Origin of the sequence: Halorarius litoreus, from assembly GCF_024362405.1 — an archaeon.
Lineage (GTDB): Archaea > Halobacteriota > Halobacteria > Halobacteriales > Haloarculaceae > Halorarius > Halorarius litoreus.
The window spans coordinates 2,799,840-2,825,260 of record NZ_CP101454.1; the positions used below are offsets into that span (position 1 = coordinate 2,799,840).

At 67.3% G+C, this 25,421-nt stretch carries 22 protein-coding genes and 1 tRNA gene; 12 read left to right on the plus strand and 11 right to left on the minus strand.

The genetic code is table 11. The features are described from left to right. Positions 1-30 precede the first annotated feature (30 nt). From NL126_RS14725 to NL126_RS14740, 4 genes are read right to left on the minus strand one after another with little or no spacing between them, the layout of a single operon-like run. Entirely contained in the window at positions 31-2,016 is a 1,986-nt protein-coding gene (locus NL126_RS14725; protein ID WP_255195639.1) for a SpoVR family protein, read from the minus strand. After that, positions 2,013-3,326, minus strand: coding sequence for a YeaH/YhbH family protein (locus NL126_RS14730; RefSeq protein ID WP_255195640.1), 1,314 nt, complete (start codon positions 3,324-3,326; stop codon positions 2,013-2,015). Before NL126_RS14730 ends, NL126_RS14725 begins: the two co-directional genes overlap by 4 nt. Continuing rightward, complete coding sequence (locus NL126_RS14735; RefSeq protein WP_255195641.1) at positions 3,317-5,593, minus strand: PrkA family serine protein kinase; 2,277 nt, start codon at positions 5,591-5,593, stop codon at positions 3,317-3,319. Before NL126_RS14735 ends, NL126_RS14730 begins: the two co-directional genes overlap by 10 nt. 6 nt (positions 5,594-5,599) lie before the next feature. Then, positions 5,600-7,669: a PrkA family serine protein kinase gene (locus NL126_RS14740; RefSeq protein WP_255195642.1), complete on the minus strand. Its 2,070-nt coding sequence runs from the start codon at positions 7,667-7,669 to the stop codon at positions 5,600-5,602. Between the two features lie 546 nt (positions 7,670-8,215). On the opposite strand from NL126_RS14740, the gene NL126_RS14745 reads away from it, so the two are divergent. From NL126_RS14745 to NL126_RS14760, 4 genes are read left to right on the plus strand one after another with little or no spacing between them, the layout of a single operon-like run. Continuing rightward, the gene (locus NL126_RS14745; protein WP_255195643.1) at positions 8,216-8,611 is read left to right on the plus strand and encodes a DUF5820 family protein; all 396 of its coding nucleotides are present in this window, start codon (positions 8,216-8,218) and stop codon (positions 8,609-8,611) included. Positions 8,612-8,663: 52 nt separating this feature from the next. Further along, positions 8,664-9,116, plus strand: a complete 453-nt coding sequence (locus NL126_RS14750; protein WP_255195644.1) for a UPF0179 family protein — start codon at positions 8,664-8,666, stop codon at positions 9,114-9,116. 3 nt (positions 9,117-9,119) lie between these two features. Further along, a complete protein-coding gene (locus tag NL126_RS14755; protein ID WP_255195645.1) occupies positions 9,120-9,713 on the plus strand; it encodes a cupin domain-containing protein in 594 nt (197 codons plus the stop codon). Positions 9,714-9,743: 30 nt separating this feature from the next. Further along, positions 9,744-10,511: an SDR family NAD(P)-dependent oxidoreductase gene (locus tag NL126_RS14760; protein WP_255195646.1), complete on the plus strand. Its 768-nt coding sequence runs from the start codon at positions 9,744-9,746 to the stop codon at positions 10,509-10,511. Between the two features lie 12 nt (positions 10,512-10,523). Here the strand turns inward: NL126_RS14760 and NL126_RS14765 are convergent, their stop codons facing one another. After that, entirely contained in the window at positions 10,524-11,363 is an 840-nt protein-coding gene (locus NL126_RS14765; RefSeq protein WP_255195647.1) for a M14 family metallopeptidase, read from the minus strand. Between the two features lie 88 nt (positions 11,364-11,451). On the opposite strand from NL126_RS14765, the gene NL126_RS14770 reads away from it, so the two are divergent. From NL126_RS14770 to udk, 4 genes are all read left to right on the plus strand, one after another. Further along, positions 11,452-11,715: a hypothetical protein gene (locus NL126_RS14770; RefSeq protein WP_255195648.1), complete on the plus strand. Its 264-nt coding sequence runs from the start codon at positions 11,452-11,454 to the stop codon at positions 11,713-11,715. A gap of 111 nt (positions 11,716-11,826) precedes the next feature. Further along, positions 11,827-13,926 (plus strand): DHH family phosphoesterase, encoded by a 2,100-nt coding sequence (locus NL126_RS14775; RefSeq protein ID WP_255195649.1) that lies wholly within the window; start codon positions 11,827-11,829, stop codon positions 13,924-13,926. A 49-nt stretch (positions 13,927-13,975) separates the two neighbouring features. Next, entirely contained in the window at positions 13,976-15,664 is a 1,689-nt protein-coding gene (locus NL126_RS14780) for a tRNA uridine(34) 5-carboxymethylaminomethyl modification radical SAM/GNAT enzyme Elp3 (protein ID WP_255195650.1), read from the plus strand. 177 nt (positions 15,665-15,841) lie between these two features. Then, positions 15,842-16,474, plus strand: coding sequence for a uridine kinase (udk, locus tag NL126_RS14785; protein ID WP_255195651.1), 633 nt, complete (start codon positions 15,842-15,844; stop codon positions 16,472-16,474). A 4-nt stretch (positions 16,475-16,478) separates the two neighbouring features. Here udk and NL126_RS14790 read toward each other — a convergent pair whose 3' ends face one another. Then, positions 16,479-16,793: a DUF5785 family protein gene (locus tag NL126_RS14790; RefSeq protein ID WP_255195652.1), complete on the minus strand. Its 315-nt coding sequence runs from the start codon at positions 16,791-16,793 to the stop codon at positions 16,479-16,481. Positions 16,794-16,944: 151 nt separating this feature from the next. On the opposite strand from NL126_RS14790, the gene NL126_RS14795 reads away from it, so the two are divergent. Next, entirely contained in the window at positions 16,945-17,589 is a 645-nt protein-coding gene (locus tag NL126_RS14795; protein ID WP_255195653.1) for a helix-turn-helix domain-containing protein, read from the plus strand. Positions 17,590-17,993: 404 nt separating this feature from the next. Here NL126_RS14795 and NL126_RS14800 read toward each other — a convergent pair. Beyond that, positions 17,994-18,076: transfer RNA gene (locus NL126_RS14800), tRNA-Ser, on the minus strand. Between the two features lie 40 nt (positions 18,077-18,116). After that, positions 18,117-18,851: a hypothetical protein gene (locus tag NL126_RS14805; protein WP_255195654.1), complete on the minus strand. Its 735-nt coding sequence runs from the start codon at positions 18,849-18,851 to the stop codon at positions 18,117-18,119. A gap of 59 nt (positions 18,852-18,910) precedes the next feature. Here NL126_RS14805 and NL126_RS14810 point away from each other — a divergent pair, with 59 nt between their 5' ends. The 3 genes from NL126_RS14810 to NL126_RS14820 are packed head-to-tail and all read left to right on the plus strand — an operon-like array spanning position 18,911 to position 21,328. After that, positions 18,911-19,129: a hypothetical protein gene (locus NL126_RS14810; protein WP_255195655.1), complete on the plus strand. Its 219-nt coding sequence runs from the start codon at positions 18,911-18,913 to the stop codon at positions 19,127-19,129. Positions 19,130-19,170: 41 nt separating this feature from the next. After that, the gene (locus tag NL126_RS14815; RefSeq protein WP_255195656.1) at positions 19,171-19,788 is read left to right on the plus strand and encodes a class I SAM-dependent methyltransferase; all 618 of its coding nucleotides are present in this window, start codon (positions 19,171-19,173) and stop codon (positions 19,786-19,788) included. A 46-nt stretch (positions 19,789-19,834) separates the two neighbouring features. Continuing rightward, a complete protein-coding gene (locus NL126_RS14820) occupies positions 19,835-21,328 on the plus strand; it encodes a hypothetical protein (RefSeq protein ID WP_255195657.1) in 1,494 nt (497 codons plus the stop codon). Between the two features lie 27 nt (positions 21,329-21,355). On the opposite strand, the gene aroC is transcribed toward NL126_RS14820, so the two are convergent. The 3 genes from aroC to aroA all read right to left on the minus strand — a co-directional run bounded on the left by aroC (position 21,356) and on the right by aroA (position 25,343). After that, positions 21,356-22,585 (minus strand): chorismate synthase, encoded by a 1,230-nt coding sequence (aroC, locus tag NL126_RS14825; RefSeq protein WP_255195658.1) that lies wholly within the window; start codon positions 22,583-22,585, stop codon positions 21,356-21,358. Between the two features lie 166 nt (positions 22,586-22,751). Beyond that, a complete protein-coding gene (locus NL126_RS14830) occupies positions 22,752-24,014 on the minus strand; it encodes an alkaline phosphatase family protein (protein WP_255195659.1) in 1,263 nt (420 codons plus the stop codon). A 39-nt stretch (positions 24,015-24,053) separates the two neighbouring features. Then, a complete protein-coding gene (aroA, locus tag NL126_RS14835; protein ID WP_255195660.1) occupies positions 24,054-25,343 on the minus strand; it encodes a 3-phosphoshikimate 1-carboxyvinyltransferase in 1,290 nt (429 codons plus the stop codon). Positions 25,344-25,421 lie beyond the last annotated feature (78 nt).

The window sequence follows — 25,421 nt, forward strand, 5'->3', positions numbered from 1 at the left end:
TATGAAGGTGTCTCTCCGCGCGGCCGACGCTCAGGTCAGCCACTCCTCGGGCTTGGTGTCGTAGTCGACGTCCGTGGCCGCGATGTCGGCCCACTCCTCCTCGTCGAGGTCCTCGACCGAGAAATCCTCGCCGTCGAACCGGATGCGTTTCCCGACCTCCGTCGGCGTCGGCTCGCGGTCGCGCCGACGTGCCACCTCGATGTCGTGTTCGTCGAGTTCTTTTACCACGGTCTTGAGATTCACCGGCCGGCCCCACAGCTCGAACACCCGTTCGAGCACCTGCTCGGCCTGCCGAACGTCGAGCATCACGCCGTTGTAGTGGTGCGCGAGCAGCAGCTCGTTGCGGTTCTCGAAGTTCCCGTCGTGGACCGTGATTGTCGGCTTCCCGAAGTTCGTGAACTGCAGCATCAGCTTCTTCTTCACGTCGCGGTAGTCCACGCTCGTGACGCGGTAGTCGCGAGAGGTGTGGACGTACTCGTAGGTGAAGTAGTCGTTCTCGTCGACGAACTCCTGGGTGAGGAACTCGTCGAGGAACGTCACGTCGTTGTGGCTCTCGCGGATCTCGTACATCCGGTTCCAGCCCGCCGCGTAGTCCACGTCCGCGAGCGCCGCCTCGATGGTGGGGTAGCGGTCGGTGTCGAACAGGTAACGCGCCGTCCGCTCGAGCGCCTCCTGGCTCGTCCGCTTGAGGAACCCGCGGTTCTTCCGCTGGACGAGCGAGTAGTGGCGCTCGCAGAGCCCCTCGTAGGTCAGCACCTTCCACGGATACGTCTCCACGTCGAACTCGCCCTCGCGGGCGGCAGCGAGGCCGTCGGCGTCGACTCGGGGGTCGTCCGGGTCGAGCGCGTCGAGGTGGGTCGGCACGTCGTCGATCTCGGGTGCGGGCTCGAGCGCCGCGAGCACGTCGTCGAGGTCGACGGTCTCGTGGAAGTTGCGCCACGTCACGCCGTCGACCTTGAGGAGGCGTTCGAGGACCTCCCGGCGGTTGGCGCGGTTCTCGACGTACTCCCACAGCTCCATGCCGAGCGCGTAGGGGTTCAACCCTGGCGAGCCGAGCACCTGTGCCATGTGGTCGGCATAGGAGAGGAACTCCTCGTCGGCGGCGAACGCCTCGCCGGTCATCATCTTCGACTCCCAGTAGGCGGCCCACCCCTCGTTCATCACCTTCGTCATCTTCTGGGGGGCGAAGTAGTACGCCTCCCGGCGGAGGAGTTCGAGAACGTCACGCTGCCAGTCCTCGAACTCGGTGGCCTTCCCGGCGTCTTCGTCGTACTGCTTGCCGTGTGCAGTGAGGAACGCCAGCACGTCCTTCTCGGGTTCCGGCGGGAATCCGACGCCCTCCTCGCGGCGCTGTGACTCGAGCCACTCGTCGGAGAACACCTGCCGTTTCACCTCCTCCGAGAGGTTCAGGTCGTCGAGGTTCGGGACACCGTCGTCCATCTCGGGGGGCTCGCCAGCCCACGCGCTGGCGGGCGTGAAGGGTCGGTGCTGGTCGATGTTGTCCTCGAGACACAGCACGTGGTCGACCCACGCCTCGACGTCTTCCCGCGAGACGTCGGGGTCCTCCATGTACTCGCGGATGGTCTCGCCGTGCCGTTCGAGCATCGCCGCGGCGTCCGGCTCATCGCCGAAGAGGCGGAACCACTCGTTGTGCTTGAAGAAGTCCGCGTGCGCCTCGACGTGGGTGATGACCGCTTTCTGGTCGGCGAGCGAGTTCGACTCCTGCAGGAAGGCGTGGCTGGGATTGTCGTTGTTGACGATCTCGAACGCCTTGCCGCCGAGGAACTGTCCCTGCTTGCGCTGGCGGTCGTACGCCATCCCCCAGCGCCAGTGGGGATAGCGATACTGGAAGCCACCGTAGGCGATGAGCTCGTTCATCTCGTCGTAGTCGACGATCCAGTAGTTGACGGGGAACGGGTCGAGCCCGAGCTTGTGTGCGAGCGCGTTCGCCTCGCGGACCGGTTCTTCGAGCCCCTCGGCGATGCGCTGTTTCGTGATGCGGTCGGTGTCGCTCATTCGGAATCCTCCGTACTCAAGACGGTGTAGATGGCGTCGACCACGTCCTCCTGACGCTGGACGTAGGCGACCGCGACGTTGGCGTCGTCACCGAAGTGCGCCTCGACCTCCTCGGCGTGCGTCGCGTTGATCGCGTTGCCGCTCGGCTGGGTCTCCACGTAGGCGTGGAGGTTCGCCGGGATCTCCTCCATCAGCGGAATCACCCGTTCGGAGGTGTCGTTCGAGGAGTTCTCGGAGTCACCCGCGGCGAAGACGTAGCGGTTCCAGTCGCTCCACGGGTAGCGCTCTTCGAGGATGACCTTCGCGAGGTCGTACGCGCTGGAGATGCGCGTCCCCCCACCCGAGCGAATCCCGAAGAACTCCTCGCGTTCGACCTCCCACGCCTCCGCGTCGTGGGCGATGTAGACGAACTCGGCGTTGTCGTACTTGCCCGTGAGGTACCAGTCGAGGGGCGTGAACGTCCGCTCGACGAGTTCGCGTTTGGTCTCGCGCATCGACCCCGAGACGTCGCGGATGTTGACGACGACGACGTTCGTCTCCTTCTCTTCGATGATTTCGGGGTAGCGGTACCGCTCGTCCTCGCGGCGGAACGGCACCTGGTCGATGCCCTTCCGGCGGATGCGCGCGGCCGTCGTCTCCCGTTCGACGTTGGCCTCCATCTCCTCGATGGTGTCCCACATCGACCGCTCGTCGCGGGGGAGTTCCTCGTAGGCGTCCTCGATCCACGCCCGCGAGACCGGGATGCGCTGGTCGCGTGCCCACTCGAACACCTTCGCAGGGCCCCAGCCATCCACCCGGAGGGCCTCGCGGACGTACTCCTCGTCGAAGTCCATCGCGAGCTTGCGCTTCAGCCCCTGTTTGAACAGCCGCTCGAAGTCGAGCGTGCTCGCCGGCCCCGTGCGCGTGATGTCGGTGAAGTCGCCTTCCTTCTCCTCGGTGACGCGCTTCCCCTTCGGTTCGAGGTCGAGGCCGAGTTCCTCGTCGAGTTCCTGCGCGAACTCCTCGGGGTCCATCTCGTAGTACTCGTGTTCGCCACCCTCCTCGCCGGGGTCGCCGTCCTCGTCACCGTCACCGGGCTGCGGCTGGCCGACGGGCTGCCCCACGTCGGGGGTGCCGCCGTCGCCCTGGCCGACGCCGCCTTTGTCGAGCTGGTCGTACTCGAACGCCGGCAGGTCGACGATCTTGATGGGAATGCGAATCTCGCCGGGGAGCGACTGTCCGAGGTCACCGTACTGGATGAACTCCGAGAGGTCCTGTCGGCGCTGTTCGCCGACTTCGCGGTAGCGGTCGAGGTCCTCTTTCAGTCCCATCGGTAGCTCACCTGGCTCATCACGTGTCGGCTGGTCAGCTCGGCGGAGGCCTCGCTGTAGTCGAACAGCTCTCTCATGTTCTGCAGGGTCTGTTCTTTCACCCGCGCCGTCTGGGTCCCGGACGGTGGGTCGTCCCACAGCGAGGGCTCGAAGTCCTCGAACGTCCGGCGGACGTCGTCCCAGTCGTGGCTCCCGAGGACGGTCTTGATGACCGGGATCTCCTTCGGGTTCACATCTCCCACGCGGAACTCCTCGTCACGGTTGTGCCAGGCGTGGCGGTTCATCGCCGTGACGACCTTCTCGCGGCGGAACTCGCCGACGCCCTCGGAGGGGTCGGTCCCCTCGTAGTCGTCGTCGTCGAACCGACCGAGATGCTCGGTCTCGAACACCTTCATCTTCAGGGGGTCCGGCTCGACCGTCTCGCCGCGCTCGTTTTCGACCGTCTCGCCCTCGGCCCACGCGTAGACGTGCTCGATGTACTCCTCGACGGTCTCCTCGTCGACGCGCTTGTCGCGCATCATCGCCGCGAGGACGTCCTCCTCCTGGCAGGTGAACACGTAGTTCTTCACGGGGACGAGTCGGTTCTCGTACTCGGTGCGTTCGCTCGGGGCGAACACGGGGGCGTTCCCGAGCGACCCCGCCATCGCGTTCAGCACGTCGCGCGGCATGATGACGTCCTCGACCGGCAGCTCGGGGTGGTGGCGGTCGGTCTGCTCTTGCAGGAGGTCTGCGATGACGTCCCGCGTGAAGGTGACGGGGATGCCGGCCTTCCCGTCGTGGGGGTCGGCGGCGAACTCGAGGTCGTCCTTCTGTCGGCGGTCGTCACCGTCCTGCAGGTAGCCGCGGTCGAAGACGACGGCCTTGTCGACGAGGTCGAGCCCCGGCGGGAGGTCGTCGTCGTCGAGCCGCGAGACGACGGCGTACATCGCCGCGGCCTCGACGGCGTGTGGCGGGAGTTCCCGCTCCCGGGTCGTGCCGTCGCGGCCCCGGACCGCCACCCGGACCGGCTGGCGGATCATCGCGGCGAGTTCCTCGTAGCTGTCGGCCTCCCACACCTGCGTCTCGTTCGTGAGTTCGCGGCGGATGAGTTCGGCCTCGAGCGAGAGGTTCGTGAGGTACGTGAACTCGTGTTTGTCGAGCCGGCGCTTCAAGGCTTTGAGCGGGTCGCTTCCCCCTGCTTCGGCGTGCTGGTTCAGTCGCGCTTCGAGGTCCGGGTTCGAGATGATGACCATCTGCGTGTCGATGTCCATCCCGATGCCCTTGTCGAGCTTCACCGTTCCCTCGTCGGGCACGTTCAGCAGTTTCTGCAGGAGGTCGGCGTGCTGGGCGGCGTCCTCGACGATGGTGAGGATGCCGTTGCCCTGCGAGAGCACCCCGTCGTAACTGAACGCCTGCGGGTTCTTTCGCCCCCGCGAATCGAGCGCCTGTAACATCCCGTGCATCCACGAGCCGACGAGTCGCTCCTTGGGCGAGCCGTCGTCCTCGCTGTGGAGGACGCCGATGCCCTGGCCGACGTCCGCGACGTAGTTCTTCACGCGGAGGTGCTGCGGGTCGGCGATGGCCGAAAACAGGTCGTCCGTGCCGCGCCGACGGTAGCGCTCCTCGAGATAGTCGTACGCCTCTCGCGAGAACGGGTCGAGTCTGCCCACGACCCGGATGGGGGTGTGGTCGTCGACGGATGCGTTGATACGCTCGAGGATCTGCTCGCGGACCGACTCCGGGAACACCGTCAGCGGGTGGACCTGCACCGGCGAGACGTACCAGTCGTCCTCGTCGGGTTCGACCACCTCGCCGTAGGTCATCCCGGTCACCTCACCCGCGCCCGCGATGTTCCACTCGACGGTGTAGCGCCGTCCCTCGGGCGTCTTCGAGTACTCTCGGAGGCCGTTGATGAGACACCGCTTCAGCTCGGACTTCCCGGTCGCCGTCGGACCGTCGAGCCAGACGATCTTCTCCTCTTTGCCGCGGCCCGCCGCGATCGAGCGGAGGTCGTCGACGAACGCGTTCAGCACCTCGGTGTTGCCGAGGATGGCGTGTTCGCCGTCGTTCGAGGGGTCGTCGAAGAAGCGGTGGCGCTGTTTCTCCTCGCCCTGCTCGACGACCGTCCGGGTACCGGCGGCCTCGATGGCCTCCAAGAGGTACTTCGAGGCGTGACTCGCCGTGGTCGGGTGCTCGATGACGTGGTCGACGTACTCGCCGAGCGACATGGGGGGCTCGTACGTCTCGCGCAGCGCGTCGTCGGCCGCGCGGAGGAACTCGTCGCTCATGGCGGGTCAGTCCTCCATCTCGGTCTTGGCGACCTCCGCGCCAGCGAACTCCAGCACCTCTTTGGCCCCGTCACGGGAGTAGCCCTGCTCTTCGAGGGCGTGTATCCAGGCGTTGCGTTCGTCGTCGTCCATCTCCCCGCTCGACACGAGCGCCGAGAAGTTGATGTTGTGCTTCTTGTCCTCCCACAGCTTGCGTTCGAGCGCGCGGCGCAGCCGGTCGTTGTCCTGCGGGTCGAACGACGAGCCCTCACGGGCACGCCGGGAGACCCAGTTCGCCACCTCCTGGCGGAAGTCGTTCTTCCGGTCTTCGGGGATGTCGAGTTTCTCCTCGACGTCGCGCAGGAACTTCTCGTCGGGCTCCTGTTCTCGCCCGGTAATCTCGTCTTCCACGGTGTCGTCGTCGATGTAGGCCATGACGTGGTCCATGTACTTCTCGCCCTGGCGCTGGATCTCGTCGAGGTCGTACGCGAGCGCGTGCCGCACGTCCTCGATGGCCCGCTCCTTGTACTCCTCGCGGACCAACTCGAGGTACCGGTAGTACGTCTCGAAGTTGTCTTCGGGGATGGAGCCGTGGTTCTCGAGGTTCTCCTCGAGGTGGTTGAACGTCGTCAACGGGGAGAGGAACTTGCGACCGCGGTGCATCGAGTCCATGATGGCCTCGGCGATCTCGTCCCCGATGAACCGGGGGGAGACGCCGTCCATCCCCTCGCCGAGGTCGGCCATCTCCGCGGCCTCGTCGCGCAGCTTCTTCACGTCGATGTCGTCGGCCTCGTCGATCTCGCCGTTGTACGCCTTCGCCTTCTGGACGACGGAGACCTGCCCGCCGTCGGGCTCCTGGATGCGGGTGAGGACGCCGAACAGCCCGGCCATCTCCAGGGTGTGCGGCTCGACGTGGATGTCGGGCACGTCGGCGTTCCGGAGCATCTTCCGGTAGATCTGTGCCTCCTCTTCGTACTGGAGGACGTACGGGAAGTCGATGCGCTTGGTCCGGTCGTTGAACGCCTCCATCTTCTCGTCGCCCTTCTTGTCCCGGTACTCGGGCATGTTCGTGCGGCCGACGATGACCTGGTCGATGTCGATCCGTGGGTTGTTCTTCGGCTTGATGGTCTGCTCCTGCGTGGCGTGCAGGAAGTCGTAGAGGAACTCTCGCTGGAGTTTGAGCAGCTCCTCCCCGGAGAATATCCCGCGGTTCGCGTTACAGAACGCGCCCGAGTAGTCGAACGCTCGCGGGTCGCTCTCGCCGTAGACGGCGATCTTCGAGTAGTTGACGTCGCCCGTGAGTTCGGTCTCGTCCTGGTTCTTCTTGTCCTTCGGCTCGAACGTCTCGATGGCCTGTCGCTTGTTCTCGTCGGCGACCAGCCGGATGATCTCGACGTGGTTCTCCAACACCTGCTGGAGGTCGTCACCGTAGTTCTCCAGCAGTTTGTCCATGTAGAACTCGCTGGCGGGGTCGAGCGCCTGATCGTTGCGAATCGTGTAGGGGGCGTCGAGTCGCTCGTTGAGGTCGTCGACGACCCGCTGGCGCTGGGCCAGCGGCAGGAGGACGAGCGGGTCCTGGTTCATCGGTGATCGGACCACGTCGTCGGCGGGGTCCTGGTCGCGGATGACGTCCCCGAGGTTGATCCACCGGAACGTGTACATCCGGCCCTCTTCCCGCATCGTGTAGTCCTCGAAGTAGGTGCGGACCTGCCGGTCGAAGTCGGACTTCCCCGACCCGACGGGACCGAGCAGCAGCTTGATGCGTTTCTCGGGACCCAGCCCCCGGGCCCCCGATTTCACCTTGTTGACGAACTCGTGGATGGACTCGTGGATGTTCCGTCCGTAGAACGTGTTCTCGCCGTCACCCAACGGGTCCTCCGACGCGAGCTGGTACTCGACCACGCCCGCGTCTTCGTCGTACTCCGTGCCGTAGAAGTCGAACATGTCCGCGACGCGCTGGTGGGCGTTGCGGGTGATCTTCGGCTCTTCGTAGCACTCCTGGAGATACCAGTCGAACGACCGCGTCTCGCGGAGGTCCGCGGGAATCGACCGCCGGTACTCCTCGCTCAACTCTTCGAGTGTTTCCATGTCGCTCATTCTATCATCCGGCAGAGCCGGGATACCGTCGCGTGACGCGACGGCGATGTAACGGTGGCGCGCGCGCCGGACTCGCATCCGGCGGGTTCCGCTCCGTACCCCTGTGGCCCCTTCCGGAACCGTGCAGACGTGTGTGTCATGTTTACGTATCACACCCGCGGTGCCGCACGCGGGCCTCGACAGGGCAACGTGTCAGCGGTGCAGGGCAACGTGATCGAACGGCGTTCGAGCCGTACCGATACTGTATTATAGGTGTGTCTTACAGTAGCATAAAGGTATCTGCAAAAGGCATATAATGCCACGGTCCTCAGCGGGTCCAACACCACACCCTGCGTCGGGTTTTCCTCGCTCGAACACCACACAGTGAGCCGAAGTAAGTCCGAAGGTACCGATATCGGTTCGTCGGGCGCCGAGTCACTGCGTTGCCCCCAGTCCGGACCCTGGTGCCGGCGACGACGGCCTCCGTCCTGATGTGGGCGACGACGGCCTCTCTCGGCACCGCGCGCCAACCACGGGGCTCTTGGCGCCGACCGCCGTAGCCCTGGTATGAGCGCCGACGACGAGGAGTTCGCCCCCGGCTGGCAGGTGTGGAGCGACGCCGACGACAAGCTCGTCGTCGCCTACCGGCCGGACGTGTTCGACGGGCGCGCGTTCCCGGCTGCCTGCATGCCGACCATCTACGTGACGCAGGGGCGCCGCTCCAGACGCCCGGGTGCAGACCGGAACCCGCCCCCGGGGACGCCGTGGTACGTCACCCTCTTTCTCGAGCCAGACGTGTCGCGCGACGCCGAGCAGTTCGACGACGAGTCGGCCGCTCGGGAGGGTGCCCGCGACCTCGCTCGCCGGTTCGCCGCCGGCGATATCGACTACCGTGGGCTCTATCAGGTGCCTCGCGAGGCGTACTTCGCGAAGCTCGACGAACTGACTGGGCGAGACGACTGACGGGGACGGCGCGGGCGGGACACTTACGGCAGCCGTGGTGCTACCCTCGACCATGTCCAAGGTCACGCTGATCGGGACTCGCCTCGCCGCGGCGGGCACCGAGTTCGTCTACGGTGGCGAGTCTGCCGCCTGCGAGGGCTGTCCATATCGGGGGCAGTGTCTCAACTTAACCGAGGGACGGCGCTACCGAATCACCGGGGTTCGGGACAACACCCAGACGCTGGAGTGTGCGGTCCACGACACCGGCGTCCGTGCGGTCGAGGTCGAGCCGGCACCCGTGCGTGCGAACGTCGCCTCGAAGTCGGCGTACGCCGGCTCGAAGGCCGGAATCGAGGGGCCCTGTCCGTACACCGGCTGTCCGAGCCACGAGTTCTGCGAGCCCGAGGGCGCGGCGTTCGACGAGGAGTACCGCATCGCCGAGGTGCTCGGCAACCCGCCACACGACTACTGTATGCTCGAACGCGACCTCACGCTCGTCGAGTTCGCCGCCCCCGACGAGGAGTAGCCCGTGTCCCCGCACGACCCGCCGGGCGTCGTCACGCCCGACGCCGAGGTCGTGACCAGTCCGCCGTCCGGCAAGACGGTCCGGTTTCTCGACACACCCGACGACCCCGAGTGCGACCCGCTCGTCTTCGAGATGACGCTCGAACCGGGCGGCCACGGGCCGATGCGCCACGTCCACCCCGAGCAGGACGAGTGGCTCGACGTCGAGGCCGGGCGGCTCGGCGTCTGGGTCGACGGCCGGACACACGACCTCGGCTCGGGCGAACAGGTCGTGATTCCCGCCGGCACCCCCCATCGGTTCTGGAACGCCGGCGACGACGAACTCCGACTGCGCGGCGGGGTGACGCCGGGGCTCCGCACCGAGCAGTTCATGCGCGTCACCTACGGGCTGGCGCGCGATGGTGACCCGGTGACGCCCTCGGGGATGCCGCTGAACCTGCTGCGACTCGCCGTCTTGCTCCGCGAGTACGACGACATGCTCTACCTCTCGGCGCTCCCCGTGTGGCTCCAGCAGGTCGGCATCCGCCTCGTCGAGCCGCTGGGACGGCTCGCGGGCTACGACAACCGCTACGTCGAGTACCTCCCACGGCGGCCGTAGCTTTTTGCGCTCCCCGCTCGCGGCTCGGGTATGCTCGACGACCTGACGGCGTTCGTCACGGGTGCAAGCGGTGGAATCGGCCGAGAGATCGCCTACGAGTTCGGCGACCGTGGGGCGAACGTCGCGTGTGCGGCCCGCGGCGACGGTATCGAGGAGACGGCCGACGAACTCGGCGACCAGGGGCTCGCGGTCCGGTGTGACGTGACCGACGAGGCGACGGTCGCCGCGGCCATCGAGGAGACGGTCGAGACGTTCGGCGGACTCGACTGCGTCGTAAACAACGCGGGCGTCGCGGGCCCGGTCCAGCCGTTCGACCGCATCAACCCCGGGGAGTTCCAGTCGACGTTCGCGGTGAACGTCACGGGGGCGAACACCTGCGTGAAACACGCCGCTCCCCATCTGCGGGCGAGCGACCGGGGGAGCGTCGTCAACATCGGCTCCATCGGGGGGAAGCGATCGTACCCGAACCGGACGCCCTACGCCGCCTCGAAGATGGGACTCATCGGGCTGACGCGGACGCTCGCGTACGAACTCGGCCGTGACAACGTGACCGTGAACACCGTGCTCCCGGGACCGGTCGAGGGTGACCGCATCAACGACGTCGTACAGAAACAGGCCGAACTCGCGGACGTGGAGCACGCGGAGCCGGCGAGCATCGGTGCGGACGACTTCGCGCTCCCCGACTTCCTCGTCTCGCCGGAGGAAGTCGCCGAGCAGGTCGCCTATCTCGCCGGGCCGTCGGGCCGGCACATCACTGGACAGGAGATCGCCGTCGACTCGGGCGGCACCTGGTACTGAGTGCGTATCCGCTCAGCGCTGTTCGGTGGCCGCCTCGGGGTCAACGCGGGGGTGTTCGTCCAGTCGGCCGACGAGTGACGCGCCGTAGCCGAACACGTCCTCGTAGCCGTACGCGGAGAGGAGGACGGGGTAGAACGGCCGGTCCGCGACGAACGACTCGTCGTTCGCGCGGGCGTAGGTACTCCCCTCGGCGACGCGCTCGAAGTTGGCGGCGAACACCTCGTACTCGTACTGGCCGGGGACGCCGGTGGGCTTGGGGAGCTGTCGTTCGAGCCGGAACACGGGCACGTCGCCGACGCGGCGTGGTTCGTCGGCCGCGAGCGCGCCCATGCCGGCGAGGAACTGCGTGCAGAGGAGATAGCCGTTCTGTGCGGCGCCCTCGCTGCCCTGCAGCCCGCACTCGACTTCGATGACGTCCGCCTGCTCGATGAGCCGGCCTTCGGAGAACTTGCCCGTCTCGACGACCGCCTCGACGGTGAGGTACGGGACGACCGTCTCCGCGAGCGGGTCGAGGTCGTCGACGAGCGCGAACGGTGCCGCGTACGACTGCGTCGAGTGGAGCGAGAACACCGTACAGCCCCGAATCTCCTGGAGGAGCCGGTGTGCCAGCCGCGACTCGTGGGTGTCGCCGTCGGGGTCGCCAGGGAACGCCCGGTTGAGGTCCTCTTCGAGATAGCGGACGTTCTCCTCGAGCGCCGCCTCGTTCGCGATGACGAGCTTCACCGGGCGGGTCACCTCGAGGTCGGCTTCGAGCAGCCCCTCGATGGCTCGCTTGCCACAGGGCTCGTCGCCGTGGATACTGCCGACGATGGCGAGCTCGGGGTCGCCCTCGCCCAGCTGTTCGACGCGCATCTGTCACCGGGTAGCGACGGGAGCCACCTAAGCGCCCCGCTTCGTGGACGCCTCCGGATTTAAGTGTAGCAACGTGCTCCCCGGACACGTGCTCAATCTCGCGTTCGAGAACCTGAACATCGAACTGAAAGACGGCTCGGTACAGAACGTCGGGCCCACGAACAAGGAGACGACGGCGAAGCTGTTCGGCGTCGAGGCCGTGGAGGTCCGCGAGTTCGGCGACAAGCGGCTCAAACTCGCGTTCGACGACGGCGAAGGCAACGAGGTCGAAGTCGCGCTGTTCCCCGAGCAGGCGAGTGAAATCGCCCGGGGTATCGAACTGTTGGAGGAGGAGAGCCCGGTGTTCGAGTGAGTCCGGGCGTCGTCACCGGGTTCCTGCGCCCCCCGGCACGCCCCACGCGCGGGTGACGCTACCGAGCGGATTCCGACAACCGTTTTACCCCCGAACCGTTCTACCACGATAATGGATAAGTGCATTATCTGTGGCACGTCCGCTGGTGGGCCCATCTGTGACACCCACCAGGAGGACGTCCTCTTCGAGTTCAAAGGGAACTCGCCCACGCAGCTGACGGAAGGGCGGTTCTATCGAGGAACCGTCGACGGCTACGCCGACTTCGGTGTCTTCGTCGACCTGGCGTCGAACGTGACCGGACTGTTACACCGGTCGAAGATCGACAAGCGGCTCGAATCCCTCGACTGGGAGCCGGGTGACGAGGTGTACGTCCAGGTCACCAACGTCCGTGACAACGGCGACATCGACCTCGGCTGGTCCATCCGCCAGTCCGAGCGGGACTTCCGCGGCCTGCTCATCGAGACGCCCGAGGGTGACCAGCTTCCCGACGACGATGACGACGATGACGACGACGGTGCCCAGCGGACGAACGTCGCCGCCGCCAACCGGGAGGCCGATTCGGAATCGCCGTCAAGCTCTCAGGCCAACACCCTGAGCGACACGACGCCGGACGCGGACGAAGCCGAGGCTCCCGAAGCGCCCGAGCCCCCCGAGGAATCCGAGTCGGAACCGGAACCGGAGCCTGAGCCCGAGCGCGAAGCGGAACCCGACCGCGAGGCGCCGGTGACCGACTACGAGCGCGTTCCCGTCGCCAGCCTGACCGACCGGGTCGGCGACGACGTGCGACTGGAGGGCGAGATCGTCTCCGCGCGACAGACCTCCGGCCCGACCGTCTTCGAACTGCGCGACGAGAGCGCGGTCGTCGACTGCGCCGCGTTCGAGGAGGCCGGCGTCCGCGCGTACCCCGAAGTCGAGGCGGGCGCCATCGTCCGACTCGACGGCGAGGTTCGCGTCCGCCGCGACGAACTGCAGGTCGAGACCGAGTCGCTCGTCGTCCTCGAGGATGAGGAGCGCGAGACCGTGGAGAAGCGGATGGCCGACGCGCTCGAGTCCGAGGCGTCGCCCGAGGCGTACGAGCCGTTGGCCGACGACGACGCCGTCGCGGCACTCACCGACGACATCCAGACTGCGGCGACCGAGATCCGCCGCGCCGTGCTCGAAGCGCGCCCCATCGTCGTCCGCCACTCCGCGACGACCGACGGCTACGTCGCCGGCGCCGCCATCGAGCGCGCCGTCCTCCCGCTCGTCCGCGACGAGCACCCGGGGACGGACGCGACGTACCACTACTTCGACCGCCGACCGCTCGAGGACGGCACCTACGACATGAACGACGCGACGAAGGACGTCACGCGGATGCTCGACAACCGCGAGCGCCACGACGAGAAGCTCCCGCTGTTCGTCTTCGCCGCGGCGGGCTCCACCTCGGGCTCGCTCGACGGGCTCGGGCTGCTCGATGTCTACGGCGCCGACGCCGTGGTCGTCGACGCCATCCCGGCCGACGACGAGGTTCGCGAGGCTGCGACTGCGACCGTGACGGGCGAGGGCGACCGGACGGCCGGCACGCTCGCCGCCAACGTGGCCGCCGCGGTCAACGCCGACGTCCGCGAGGACCTCTACCACCTCCCGGCCGTCACGTACTGGGAGGACACCCCCGAGGCGTACGTCGACCTCGCGGCCGAGGTCGGTATCGACGACGAGGCCGCGAGCCGACTGCGGGAGGCCATCGCGCTCGAAGCGTACTACCAGAGCTACGAGGACAAGCGCGAACTCATCATCGACCTCCTATTCGACCAGGAGGTCGGCCTCGCCGAGCAGGTCTCCGAGCAGTTCCGCGAGAAGCTCGACGCCGAACTCCGGACCGCCGAAGCGAACATCGAGACGCGTGACGTCGAGGGGACGAGCGTCTCCGTGCTCGACACCGACGCGTACACCCACCGGTTCGACTTCCCGCCGAAGGGCCTGCTGCTCGACGAACTCCACCGTCGCCACCGCGACGACACGCCGGTCGTCGTCGGCTACTCGAAGGACGAGCTGTACGTTCGCTCGCCGAACGGGCTCGACCTCGACGCCGTGGCCGCGGACGCCAGTGAACGCGCACCGAACGCGGGCATCTCCGCGCGCGGTGCGCACACCGGCAAGCTCGTGTTCCTCTCGGGCCGCCGCGACGACGTGGTCGACGCGGTCGTCGGCGCAGTCACCGACCGCCTGTAGCGCCGCAGACCGCACAACCCAAGTTCTTTCGCCGCAATTCCCCGATAGCGTGAGCACCGACGACGGCGCGTTCCAGCAGGTCTGTGAGACCCTCGCGGAGCGTATCCTCCAGGGCGATATCGAGAAGGACGAGGTCGAGCAGGCGAAGCTGGCGGTCTGCTCGGAGTTCTCCGCGCCCGAAGTGCCCAAACACTCCGACATCCTCGACGCCGCGCCCGACGGCCGGCGCGAGGAACTCGAACAGGTGCTCCAGCGGAAGCCCGTCCGGACGGCCTCCGGGGTCTCTCCGGTGGCTGTCATGACCTCGCCGCACATGTGTCCGCACGGGAAGTGTCTCTACTGTCCCGGCGGCCCCGCGAGCGAGTTCTCCTCCTCGCAGTCGTACACGGGCCACGAGCCCGCGGCCGCGAGGGGGGTGCAGAACGACTACGACCCGTACGGGCAGGTGACGCTCCGCCTGAACCAGTTACGGGAGATTGGCCACCCGGTCGACAAGGTGGAGCTCATCCTGATGGGCGGGACGATGACTGCTCGGAGCCACGACTACCAGGAGTGGTTCGTCAAGCGGTGTCTGGAGGCGATGAACGAGTTCGACCCAGAGGCGGACCCGACCCCCTCGGAGACGGAGTCCTTTGCCGAACAGGAGTACCCGTTCCGCTACCTCGAAGACGTCATCGCGGAGAACGAGACCGCCACGGTTCGGAACATCGGGACGACGTTCGAGACCAAGCCCGACTGGTGTGACCCCGAGCAGATCGACCGGATGCTCCGACTCGGGGGAACGAAGGTCGAGGTGGGCGTCCAGACGACCTACGAGCGCATCAACCGGGAGATGCACCGCGGCCACGGCGTGCAGGCCTCGATAGACGCGAACCGTCGGCTTCGGGATGCGGGGTTCAAGGTCGGGTTCCACATGATGCCCGGCCAGCCCGGCATGTCGAAGGAGATGTGTCTGGAGGACTTCCGGCGCATCTTCGAACACGCCGACTGGAAACCGGACTACCTGAAGATCTATCCGACGCTCGTCGTCCGCGACACCGTCACCTACGACATGTGGCGCACGGGGGAGTACGAGCCGCTGGACAACGACGAGGCCGCGGAGCTGGTCGCCGAAATCAAGTCGATGGTGCCGCGATACACGCGGCTCCAGCGCGTCCAGCGTGACATCCCGGCCGACCACATCGACGCGGGCGTCTGGAAGTCGAACCTCCGCCAGCTCGCGTGGAAGCGGATGGAAGAGCACGGCTGGACCTGTGAGTGCATCCGGTGTCGCGAGGCCGGGATGAACGACGAGACGCCAGAGGACCTCGAACTGTGCGTCGACACCTACGAGGCCGGTGGCGGGACGGAACACTTCATCTCGGTCGAGGACTTCGAGAAGGACCTCCTCGTGGGGTTCTGTCGGCTCCGATTCCCGAACGACCCCGTTCGCCGGGAGTTGCAGGACGGCGCCATCGTCCGCGAACTCCACGTCTACGGGAGCGAGGTGGCGATTGGCGACGGGAGCGAGGCGCGGAGCGCCTCGGAAGAGGCGAGCGGCGGAGCCGCGAGCCAAGGTGACGACTCGACCCACCAGCACAGGGGCTGGGGGCGGAAACTGCTCGCCGAGGCCGAGGCGCGCGCCCGGGATGCCGGCTACGAGAAGCTCTCGGTCATCTCGGGTATCGGCGTCCGCGAGTACTACCGTGAGAAACTCGGCTACTACCAGGACGGCCCGTACGTGAGCAAACGGCTGTAGTCACGGGAGGTACGTCTCCCCGAAGCCGTCGACGAGCCGACCCCGAACCACCCTGCCGTCTGGGGGGCTGTACGGTGGACTACCCACGAGTCGGACCTCGCGAGGGGCGTCTATCGACGGTCCGGCCGCGCGGCCGAAATCCGAGTGCTCATTTGAGTCGGTGCGTACCGTTCGACAATGCCCGTTCCGTCGCTCGTCGTCGGCATCGCCGGGGGAACCGGTGCCGGCAAGACCACCATCGCCCGCGAGATAACCGCGGGGGTCGAGTCGGTGACGCTCGTCGCGCTGGACAACTACTACAAGGACCGATCGGGGCTCCCGATGGCCGAACGCGAGGAGATCAACTACGACCATCCCGACGCGTTCGACTGGGACCTGCTGCTCGAACAGCTGTCGGCGCTCACCGAGGGGCGAGCCATCGAGATGCCCGACTACGACTTCTCGGTCCACAACCGCACCGACGAGACCACACACGTCGAGCCGGGTGACGTCATCATCGTCGAGGGGATCCTCACGCTTCACGACCCCGCACTCCGCGAGATGCTCGACGTGAAGCTCTACGTCGAGACCGACGCCGACGTGCGCATCATCCGGCGCATCCGCCGCGACGTGGGCGACCGTGGGCGCGATCTGGAGGGCGTGGTCTCGCAGTACCTCTCGACGGTGAAGCCGATGCACGAGCAGTTCGTCGAGCCGACGAAGAAGGAGGCAGACCTCATCATCCCGGAGGGGGTCAACGACACCGCCGTCGACCTCCTGCGCGAGCGGGTCCACGGGGTCGTCACGGGCGACGAGCGCCCCGGCGTCTGAGACCTTACGCGGTCTTCGACTCGCCGATCATGGGATTGTACTGCCAGTACGGCGAAGCACGCAGGCCGTCGCCGATGGCCTGGTGGAACTCGAGGATGTCCTCGAACTCGTCGTCGTCGACGTACTCGAACACGTCTGCGAGCGACACAACGGTCTCGTAGTCCATCCGGACGGGGTCGTCGCCGTATTCCTCGACGAAGTCGGCCTTCGAGAGCGGGAACGACTCCTCCTCGTCGACCTTCTTGACGATGATGGCGTGTCCGAACTTGCGCATCCCCTCGCTGCCGTCCTCGCCGTCAGGGTCGTGCGGCCAGTCCATATCGGAACGTCGGACAGCGGTCGCAAAAGGGTTTCCTTCCCGGCGTTGAGCGCTCGCACGGCCCTGCGTGCGAGTTGGTCACGGACGTTTGGACGGTTTTGTCAGAATCACTTTTCCCGTCTATATCTCAGTCGCTTTCAGGCGGAGCACAATGCAATACCTGAAACTCACCATCTCGCCGACGGACCGAGCGATTCACCCCATCGACACCTTCGTGGCCGACCACGGCGACGTGACCCGTGAAGCACTCCTGCACGTCGACGCCCGTGCCGACGGCACGACTGTCCTGCTCTACCGGCTGACGGGCGACCGGGAGACGTTCGCCGACGCGCTCGGCGAGCGGTCGGAGGTCCGCGACCACGAGGTCGTCGACGTCTCCGACGGCTTCCACGCGTTCCTGCAGGTCGAGTCGTCGACCATGGGTGCGCTCGTCGAGGTGGCCCACGAGAACGCCCTCATCATCGACACCCCGCTGGAGTTCGTCGAGGGGGGCCTCCGCGCGACGCTCGTCGGCACGCACGACAACCTCCGGCAGTCGCTGTCTGCGATGCCCGACAGCATCGACTTCGCGGTGGACAACGCGGGGCCGTACGTCCCCGGGGGCGAGGACCTCCTCTCGCCGCTGACTGACCGCCAGCTCGAAGTGTTCGAGGTCGCCGTCGACGAGGGGTACTACGACGTCCCGCGGCGTGCCACCCACAAGGACATCGCGGCGACGCTCGACTGTGCGCCCTCGACCGTCGACGAACACCTGCGGAAGGCCGAGTCTCGCGTTGTCTCCGGGCTCATCCAGTAACGACGCCGACGAGGTCGGGGGATCTCGTGCATGGCAGCGCCGGAGCGGTACACCGGCGTTTCGTGCTCCCATCGTTTCCGTTCGTCACACGCCGGGAGTGACCACGCCAGCGGTTCACTTCCGCCAGGTGGCGAGCGTATTTATACTGGTTCTAGGAATCGCCGGGTAATAGTAACGCGCGACCACTTCCGCCCGGTGGCTAGAATATTTATATCGGTTCTAGTAGACGCGGCTCGGGGTCTGTAGTTTCTGTGCGATAGTTCGTCGGGACTGGGATTCGAACCACAGTCGGCCGTGCTCGCTTCGCTGTGCGCGCCCTCCCTGATTCGAATCCCTGCGAACGCGAAACGCGCTCACGGGCGGCGAGCACACGAGGTGCTCGCCGGGTAGTTCACGCGAGAACGCGGTGGGACTGGGATTCGAACCCAGGAAGCCAAAGGCTACCTGCTTTCAAGGCAGGCGCAATAGTCCACTCTGCCATCCCACCACACCCACGACTACCGCGTCCCGGGGTTTTCCTCTTTCGGTTACCGACGTAGTGTCAACCCGTCCTCGGTTGGCTCGACGACGAGGCCGAGCTCCTCGACGATTTCGGCGGTGTGGGCGGGAACGAGCCGCTCGGCGCGGCGCCGAGCACGCAGGAGGCTCACGACGCTCGCGAGGTCGCGGCCCGTCTCGACGACCGTGACCTGCGGGAGGAAGTCCACGTCGTACCCCACGTCACGCGCCCGGTCCGTGAGTGTCTCCAGTGCCGGTGCGGTGTACGCGTCGGTGAAGTCGATCGTGTCGGTGAACCCGGCGTAGTGGACCCGCCCCCCGGTCCCGGGACCGAGAACCACTTCGCTGCGCCGAAGCTTCATCGCTGCCTGGTCGATGTGCTGGCGCGTCAGGAACGGGGCGGTCGGGGCGACGGCAGCCGCCGAACTGACGCTCTCGCCCTCCAGCAGATGCGTGACCGTGTTACCGACGCGGCCCGCGAACGTCTCGCCGACCTGGACCTCGAGGCGGGGGTCGTCGATGTCCGCGTCTTCGGCGAGCGCGCGCACCTCGGCTTCGGCGTCGCCGTCGCCCGGAACGGCCTCCTCGGGCCGGTAGTTCACGAGGATGTCACCGCCGCTCTTCTCGACGGCGACGAACAGGTCCTTCGCCATCGCGGCGTAGAGGTCGGCGGCTTCCTGCTCGGACAGTGGCGACGTCGCGACGAGACTGGTCAGGACGGCCCCGGGGCGCGGCGGGTCGACGAGGACGGCGACGGTGGTCATGTCCGGCAGTCGTCGCGGGAACGTCTTGAGTTTTATATCTCGGCTCTCTCAGACCGAGTATGGACTGGACCACTCCCGTCAGCCTCGTCGTGGCGCTCGCCGTCGCGGTGACCGCCATCGGCGCGCTCGTCAGACTCGTCATCGGCCCCCTTACCGGCCAGTTCCAGCTCGCCGCCGGGGCCGTGGTCGTACTGCTCGTCGTCGCGCTGCTCGCGATGGTCGGCCTCGGCGCCCGCGGCGAGGGTGACGACTGGCTGACGAACGGCGGCTACTGGTAGTCGAACAACGTTCTTGCTCGGTCGGCCCGTACGGCCACTCGATGCCCGAGGTCCTCTCCGACGTCGAGCGGACGAAACTCCTCCAGGCTGACGACGCCGAGTTCTACGCGCAGCCCCGGTTCGTCCACCACGTCGAACGCCCGTTCCGTGACCGACTGACACGGCTCTATGCCACCGAACTCGCCGACGGTCACCGCGTCCTCGACCTGATGAGCTCGTGGGTGAGCCACCTCCCCGAGTCGTTCGACGGCGAGGTCGTCGGCCACGGACTGAACGCCGAGGAGCTGGCGGCGAACGAGTCGCTCGACGACTGGGTCGTGCAGGATCTCAACGCTGACCAGACGCTCCCGTTCGAGGACGCCTCGTTCGACGCGGTGCTCTGTGCGGTCTCCGTCCAGTACCTCCAGTATCCGGGTGCGGTGTTCGCCGACCTCGCGCGGGTGCTTCGGCCCGGTGGCGTCTGTGTCGTCTCCTTCTCCAACCGACTGTTCGTCCAGAAGGCGGTTCGGGCGTGGCGCGAGCGCGACATGGACGCACGGGCCGACCTCGTCTGTCGGTACGTCGAATCCACAGGAGCGTTCGACGCGCCCGAGGTGGTTCGGGAGATGGCCGGTAGCGAGCCGTTCTATGCGGTGGTCGCACGACGCACACGCGAATAAACGCAGTCGCCCGAAACGGTTTATTCGTCTCTCTCGAACCTGTGGCATGCACCGACGCCGGTTCCTCGCGTTGCTCGGCGGAGCAGCGGCGGCTGGCTGCTCTTCGCCGGAGGCGGGTGTCGGCACCGACCAACGAACCCTCACGCCAGTCGACGTGCCGGCGACCGAAACGACAACGCCTGGCTCCGGGGAGCCGATTCTCTCTCGTGGCCGCTTCGGCGAGGCGAGCATCGTGAACCTGCGGACGGGCCCTCGGACCGTCTCGCTGTTTCCGGTCCGGTTCGGGGGCGACGGCCTCCAGGTCGAACTCCGTTTTACCACTACGGCGACGTTCACCCACCCCGCCCGCCTCACGGCGACGGTGTCGAACACCGACCCGGCCCCGACGACCGTGAGCCGAGCCGCGCTCCCACCGTTCGATGGCGTCCTCGCTGCAGATGGGGAGGGCCGCCCCGCCCCCAGCGGGGCGACGCCTCCACGACAGCTCGTTCCCGTCACCGCGTTCGATTCCGAGGACGGCCCGGCGTACGAGCGCGGCTCGGCCGGCTACTGGCGGGCGACCGCGTCACAGCCGTCGGCCGACACGACCCTCGAACTCGACGCGGAGGAGAGCCGCACGCTCGAATACGTCCTGCTCGGCGCTCCCGACTCGGAGGGGTTCTCCGTCGGGCAGTACGCCACCGACGGCCCGCGCGGGTCGCTCTCGCTGGCGGTATGGGACACCGGGGCGCCCGGCCCCCGGCGAGAATCGCGGTTCACGGACCGAGCCGTCCCCGACCTCCCGAACACGGACGGCACGGACTGGTTCCACGAAGCCACCAGTCGAACGGGCATCTTCCTCCGCCCGACGATCGAACGCGGGTCGTCACCCGCGACGTTCCGGTTCACGCTCGTCGACCACACCATCGACCCGCTCGGCGGGAACCCCGAGGAGTGGAAGCTCTACAAACTGGTCGACGGCAAGTGGTACCGGGTCGCGCCGTGGACCATCGAGCTCGCCGCTGGCCCCATCGCGCCGGGCGAGACGTTCGACTACGTCGTCGCCGCGGCCCACGGCCCGGCCCCGGAGTGTGACTGCACGGATACCGGGGGTGTCGTCGGTCGGCTCGGTGGCGGCCTCTACGCGCTCGAAGCCGGATACAGCCGCGTGCGAACCTCGGAGACCTACGCCGCGCTGTTGCGGTTCGACGCCCCCGATCTCCGCGTCGAACCGACAGAGGGCGCGACGGTCGAACGGCACGAAGACCGAACCGTCGTCACCCGCCCCGAGTGGAACGACGGGAGCGGGGAGCCGACTGCGACCATGACCGTGACCCGTGCTCGAGACCTGCTGGCCCGGCGCGTCCTCCCCGAGCAGGTGTATCGGCGGCCGTACGCGGCGCTCCGTGACGTCGTTCCCTATCTCGCGGAGACGCCGGTCGTCCTGCGAACGGGCGAGGAACTCGTTCGGGACTTCCTCGGTCGAGGAGTGAGCCGGCGGGGCTTCAGCTACGAGGGTGAGACGTACGTGGCGGTGGAGGGAACAGGCGAGACCACGTAGCGCGCCCCGCCGGCCGACCATCGCGACTCAGTCGTCGCTGTCGGTCGGCTCGGCCTTGGTTGCGGCGTCGTCGGGGTTCTCCTGTGGCGACGACGGGTGGTACTCGGTGTCGTACTCGCCGGGGCGACCGTCGAGCCGGTCGGGGTTGATGCGCCCGCCGAGCAGCATGAAGTCGAGCACCGTGCAGTAGAGCATCGCTTCGACCACGGGGACCGCGCGCGGCGGCAGCACGGGGTCGTGGCGGCCCACGACCTGGATCTCCTTCTCCTCGCCGGTCTCCCAGTCGACCGTGGTCTGGGTCTTCGGAATCGAGGTCGGCGCGTGCCACGTCACCTCGCCGTAGATGGGTTCGCCCGTCGTGATGCCCCCCTGCAGGCCGCCGTGGTCGTTGCCGACGGGGACAGGGTCGCCCTCCTCGCTCACCACGTCGTCGCGCGACCCGTCGTCGAACTCCCAGTCCTCGTTGCGGTCGATGCCCGCGACCTCGCGGGCGTCGCGACCGAGCCCGAACTCGAACGCCGTCGTCGCGGGGATCGACATCATCGCCTGCCCCAGCCGGGCGGGGAAGGCGTCGAATCGCGGGGCACCCAGCCCCCGAGGAACGCCGCGTGCCTCGAAGTAGATGGAGCCGCCGATGGAGTCGCCCGCCTTCTGGTACTCGTCGGTGAGCTCGCGCATCTTCTCGGCCGTCTCGGGGTGGGCGCACCGAACCTCGTTCTCCTCGGTGTGTTCGAGCATCTCCTCGAACGTCACCTCCGGGGCCTCGATGTCGCCGATCTGGTTGACGTGCGCTTTGATCTCGACGTCGTACTCGCTCTGTTCGAGCACCTGCTTCGCCACGGCACCGGCGGCGACCCAGTTCACCGTCTCGCGCGCGGAGGAGCGGCCGCCCCCGCCCCAGTTGCGCGTGCCGAACTTCGCCGAGTAGGTGTAGTCGCCATGGCTGGGTCGGGGCGCGGTGACGAACGGCTCGTACTTGCCGGAGCGCGCGTCCTTGTTCTGGATGACCATGCCGATGGGCGTGCCCGTCGTGTAGCCGTCCTGCGTCCCGGAGTTGATGGTGACTTCGTCGGGTTCACCGCGACTCGTGGTGATCATCGACTGGCCGGGCTTCCGGCGGTCGAGTTCGTGCTGAATCTCCTCCTGTGAGAGCTCGACGCCCGCGGGACAGCCGGAGACGGTACACCCCATCGCCTCGCCGTGGCTCTCCCCGTAGGTGGTGAACCGAAAGAGCCGACCGAAGCTGTTGCCGTTCATTACCACGGCGTCGGGCGGGCGGCGGTTTATACCTTGCATTCCACGCAATCCGGGCGAAGGTACAAATACGAGAACGCGGCCACCCGTCCCGTGACCTGACGACCGGTCCGGGCCAGCCGAGGCAGTTGTGCGGACCACTGGCCCGGGAGCGACCCTGCTCCGCCTGTTAGCCCTGTAACGCGTCGACTCGTGCCGCGGCGAACGGCACCAGCATCTCGTCGGGATGGAGTCCCCCGTGCATCCCGACGTACGAGAGCTGTCCGCGGTCGTACCACACGAACCCCTCGTCCGGTATCACGAGCACGTCCGGACAGCGGTCGAGGAACCGCTGGCTCGGCTCGCGGTCGCCGAACAGTTCGACGTCTAGCACCTCCTCGCGGGTGAGCACCAGCGGGTCGAGCATCGAGAGTCCCGACTCCAGCGCCGCGACGATCGCCTCGCGGTGGCCGTCTCGCGCGTAGAACTGGAGGTTGCGTGGGCCACCGACTGCCGGAATCGGCTCACCGTCGGTGCCCCGACGGAGATGTGGGTCGAGGTCGAGTTCGCCGAGGTCGATCCTCGTTTCGGGTGTCGCGTCTACCTCGCCGTGGTCGGCCGTGACCAGCAGCAGCGTCCGCTCGGCCACTGCCGAATCGAGCCGGTCGACGATCTCTCGCTCGATTGCCGCACAGACGCTCCCGAGCTGTGCGTCCGTCTCGGGGGACGCTACCCCCTCGTAGTGCGAGAGCGCGTCCACCTGCGGGAAGTAACAGTAGACGTACGTCGGTCCGTCGGCAGCCGCCAGTTCCCGCCGTACTCGGTACCCCGCCTGCGCGACGTTTCGGTAGTCCACCGAGCGCGCGCCGGTCGTGGTCGCCTTCGAGTATGCCGACTCACCCTGGCCTTCGGGGGCGACGACGACCGCGTTCGGCAGGTCCTCGTACATCGGCCGTTCGTCGATGAGTGTCGCGATGTCGGGGTCGTCTCGAACCTCCCCCAGCGGCGTCCCCTCTCGGTCGACGAACGGGAGCGTCTGGACGTATCCACCCAGTTCCTCCACGTAGGCGTTCCAGCCGAGGACGCCGTGTTCGCACGGCTGTGTCGCTGTGTTGAACGTCGAGACGGCTGCCGCGGTCTCTGCGGGAAACAGGCTCGTGAGTGGCGTCACCGTCGCTCGCTCGGAAAGCGTCTGGAGGAACGGGTGGTTGTCGCGTTCTCGCAGGAAGTGGTTCCAGCCGAACCCGTCGACGAGCACGCAGACGACGTGGTCGACGTCGGTATCGACGCCTTCGAACACGTCTGGCGGGAGTGGGCGGCGAGCCGGCGCGTCGAACAGCGACCGGACCGTGTCCGGTACGTTGGCGAAGGTGTAGTCGGTCCACGCCGGACGGACGAATCCCGGCGCGAGTTCGTCGCTGCGGAGGTCGGCCGTGAGGTCCGTTCGGAGCACGCGGGGAGCGTCGACCCGCGACGGTAAATAGGCGACCGGTCAGGCAGACTCCTCGACTGTCACACCGAGGTCGCGGAGCGTCTCGAAGAAGCCGGGGAACGAGACGTCCACGTGGTCGGCTCCCTCGATGGTGGTCGTCCCGTCGGCGACGAGCCCGGCGAGTGCGAGCGACATGATGATGCGGTGGTCGTCGTGGCCCGCCACGGTCGCGCCTTCGAGCGACGACTCCCCACCGTGGACGACGAGTTCGTCCTCGAACTCCTCCACGCTCGCGCCCAGTTTGGTCAGCTCCTCGGCCATCGCGCTCACGCGGTCGGTCTCCTTGTAGCGGACGTGCTCGCAGTTCGTGATTCGGGTGGTTCCGTCGGCAGCCGCACCGACCGCGGCGATGGTCGGGAGGAGGTCCGGCGTGTCGCCCACGTCGACCTCGACACCCGAGAGCGACGACCGCTCGACGACGATTTCGCCCTCGTCCCGATTCCAGTCGAGCGTCGCGCCCATGCGTTCGAGCACGTCGACGATGGCCGAATCGCCCTGTGCGCTCGGTCGCGCACCGAGCACCGTTAGCTCGCCGTCAGCCGCGAGCGCCCCTGCTGAGAGGAGATACGACATCGACGAGAAGTCCCCGGGGACGGCGTACTCACCGTCCTCTGGGGCGTACGACTGTCCGCCCGGAACCGAGAAGCCGTCGTCGGTCACCGTCGCCTCTACGCCGAAGTCGTCGAGCACTTCGAGCGTGATGTCGACGTACGGCGCCGATTTGAGCTCGGTCGTGAGTTCGACGTCGATGCCGTCGTCGGTCACCGCCCCGGCCATCAACAGCGCGGTGATGTACTGCGAGGAGACGTCACCCGGGATGGCGACCGTGCCGCCGTCGATGTGGCCGCCGACGACGAGCGGGGCCTGGCCGTTGTCGCGGGTCGACTCCGCGCGGCCGTCGAGGTCCGCGAGCGCGTCGAGGAGTGGGCCCTGCGGGCGCGACCGGAGCGAGTCGTCGCCCGTCAGGACCGTTAGGCCGTCGCCGAGCGCCGCGGTCGCGGTGGTGAGTCGCATCGTCGTCCCCGAGTTCGCACAGTCGATGACGTCGTCGGGGACATCCGGGCGGCCGTCGAACCCCACGACCTCGAAACTGTCCTCGCGTCGGTCGACGGCACCACCATAGGCCTCCACCGCACGCGCCGTCGCGCGGGTGTCCGCGGAGTCGAGCGGGTCCGTGACCGTGGCACCCTTCCCGTACCCGGCGGCGAGGATGGCCCGGTGGGTGTAGCTCTTCGACGGCGGGGCGCGGACGCGCCCGGCCACTCGTGACGGGGAGACAGAGACGTTCATGTCCGGGGGTCGGCGCCGGGCGAAAAGAGGCTACCGACTACGGCAGACGGTAGTCTTTAGCCCACCGCCCACCCAAGC